This window comes from Plasticicumulans sp. (assembly GCF_035331805.1).
Lineage (GTDB): Bacteria > Pseudomonadota > Gammaproteobacteria > Competibacterales > Competibacteraceae > Plasticicumulans.
In genome coordinates, this window is record NZ_DAOLKE010000437.1 from 1 (window position 1) to 2,600 (window position 2,600).

The 2,600-nt window shown below is 72.3% G+C and carries 2 protein-coding genes; both read right to left on the bottom strand.

From position 1 onward, the window contains the following. The coding region (gene arsS / locus PKE44_RS18055) for an arsenosugar biosynthesis radical SAM (seleno)protein ArsS (RefSeq protein ID WP_324554019.1) at positions 1-899 on the bottom strand (899 nt) is incomplete at its 3' end. Positions 900-946: 47 nt separating this feature from the next. Further along, positions 947-2,600 (bottom strand): Na+/H+ antiporter (locus PKE44_RS18060; RefSeq protein WP_324554021.1); only part of this gene is annotated, 1,654 nt, incomplete at its 5' end.

Here is a 2,600-nt window from a genome sequence, read left to right on the forward strand (position 1 = left end):
ACCGCGATCGGGTTGCCGGCGAGATCGCGGCCGATCAGGTCGCGCACCTGCGGGCGCGTGCGGCCCGGCACGGCGAGCGGCAGGCCGAGCATCTGGTTGAAGTCGCAGTCGTAGACCGTGCCGTCCCAGCCGACCGACACCAGTGTCCGGCACATGACCTGATCGAGGTTGTCGTCGCGGTGCGCACCGCGCAGCAGCGTCATGTAGGCGTCGAACTCGCCGTGCGAGACCAGCGTCGAGCCGAAGCGCTGGATCGGCATGTTGGCGAGCGTGAACAGCCGGTCGAAGACGATGCCGTGGCGCCCGCCGAGTTCGCGCCGGTAGTCGGCTTCGAGCGCGGCCTGCGGCGGCGGCAGGTACGGGCCGGTCGGGTTGTAGACCAGATTCAGCATCAGCCCGGAACGGCCGTCGCCGTAGCCGAGCGCGTTCAACTGCCGCAGGCCGGCGATGCTGCGCGCATACACCCCGGCGCCGCGCTGACCGTCGACGTTGTCTTCGAGGTAGCACGGCAGCGAGGCGACGACCTCGACCCGGTGCGCGGCGAGAAAGCCCGCCAGATCCTCGTGGCCGGGCTCGGACAGGATGGTCAGGTTGCAGCGATCCATCACCTGCACGCCGCGCGCATGGGCGGTTTCGACCAGCCAGCGGAAGTGCGGATTCAGCTCCGGCGCGCCGCCGGTCAGGTCGAGCGTCGTCGCGCCGCTCGCGGCGACGAGTTCGAGCACGGCTTCGGCGGTGTCGCGCGACATTTCCTCGCGCCGCGTCGGGCCGGCGTTGACGTGGCAGTGCAGGCAGGCCTGGTTGCAGCGGTAGCCGAGGTTGGCCTGCACGGTTTCGAGCCGGCGGCGGCGCAGCGCCGGGAAATCGATGGCATCGAGCAGCGGGCGCGTGGCGTGCATGGCGGCGGGTCCCTGGAATGCGTTCCGGCGGCGGGGGGAGCCTGACTTTACGCTTCGGCGGCGCGCGCGGATGCCGCCGAGGGCTGGCGGGCGACGCTGTCGAGGCCGACCTCGCGCAGGTCGAGATCGTGCAGCAGATCGCGGATGACCTCGTCGCTGATCAGCGCCTCGCGCCGCAGCCGGCGCAGCTCGCGCCGCTCGGCGGCGATGCCGAGCCGGCGCAGGCTGATCTCGGTCTCGAACTCCGGCGCGATGCGCATCGCCTCCTCGGCCGAGCGACCGCAGTGGCGGCCGATGCGCCGCTCGTAGTCCTCGATCAGCCGCTGCGTGTAGCGCATCTCGTGCTCGGCGTGCTGCAGGTCGAGCGCGGCGCGCAGCCGCCGGATCGCCGCCTGCGCCAGCGCGACGTGGGCGCTGCGCATCTCGCGCAACTGCACGTCGTCGGCGCGCAGGCCGAGCCGGCGGATCAGCGCCGGCAGCGTCAGCGCGTTGACGACCAGCGTCAGCACGATCACCGCGCTCGCGTAGAACACCAGCAGCTCGCGCTCCGGAAAGCCGCCGGCCGGCAGCGACAGCGCCGCCGCCAGCGTGATCGCCCCGCGCGGGGCTGCCCAGCCGGCCACCAGCACCTGCCGCCACGGCGGCACCGGCGTCTGCGGCGCATGCCGGCGCGTCAGCCAGAGCATCGCGCGCGAGGCCGGGAACACCCAGACCAGCCGGATCAGCATCGCCACGGCCGTGATCGCCAGCGCGCCGCCGGCAAGCATCGGCCATGGCTGGCCGGCGACGCCTTCGAGCACCTCGGGCAGGCGCAGGCCGAGCAGCACGAACACCAGACCGTTGAAGAAGAACAGCAGCAGCTGCCAGACGTTGAGCATGACCAGGCGCTCGGACGGCTTGGTGTCGCGCGCCTCCTGCATCGCCGCGTACCAGCCGCCGGCGACCGCGCCGAGCACGCCGGACAGATGCAGCGATTCGGCCGCCAGATAGGACGCATACGGCGCCAGCAGCGTCAGGCCGGTCGAGATCGATTCATCGGCCCAGCCACGGTGCGACAGCCCGCGCCGCAGCCGCCCGAGCACCCAGGTCGCCGCCAGCCCGGCGAGCACGCCGCCGACGGCGACCAGCATGAAGTTCGCCGCCGCCGCGCCGGCCGAGAAGCTGCCGGTCAGCGCCGCGGCGACCGAGAAGCGGAACGCCACCAGCCCCGAGGCATCGTTGATCAGGCTTTCGCCGTTGAGGAGATGCGTCAGCCGCGCCGGCAGCCGCAGCCGCTCGGTGATCGACGACACCGCGACCGCATCGGTCGGCGAGATCACCGCCCCGAGCGCGAAGCCGGCCGCGAGCGGCACCGACGGGATCAGCCAGTGCACGAGGTAGCCGGTCGCGAGCACCGTGCAGAGCACGAGCCCGAGCGCCAGCCCGAGGATCGGATAGCGCAGGTTCAGGAACTCGCGCTTCGGGATCAGCCAGGCATCGGCGAACAGCAGCGGCGGCACGAACACCAGAAAGAAGGTCTCGGGATCGGGCGCGACCGCGTGCATGCCCGGCACCAGCGCCAGCAGCGTGCCGGCCGGGATCAGCAGCAGCGGCAGCGGCATGGCGCTGCGCCGCGACACCGCACCGCAGGCAAGCACGGCGAACAGCAGCACGAGGATCGCGAGCGGCAGGCTCATCGAGGCGGGACTCCGGACGGGGGGA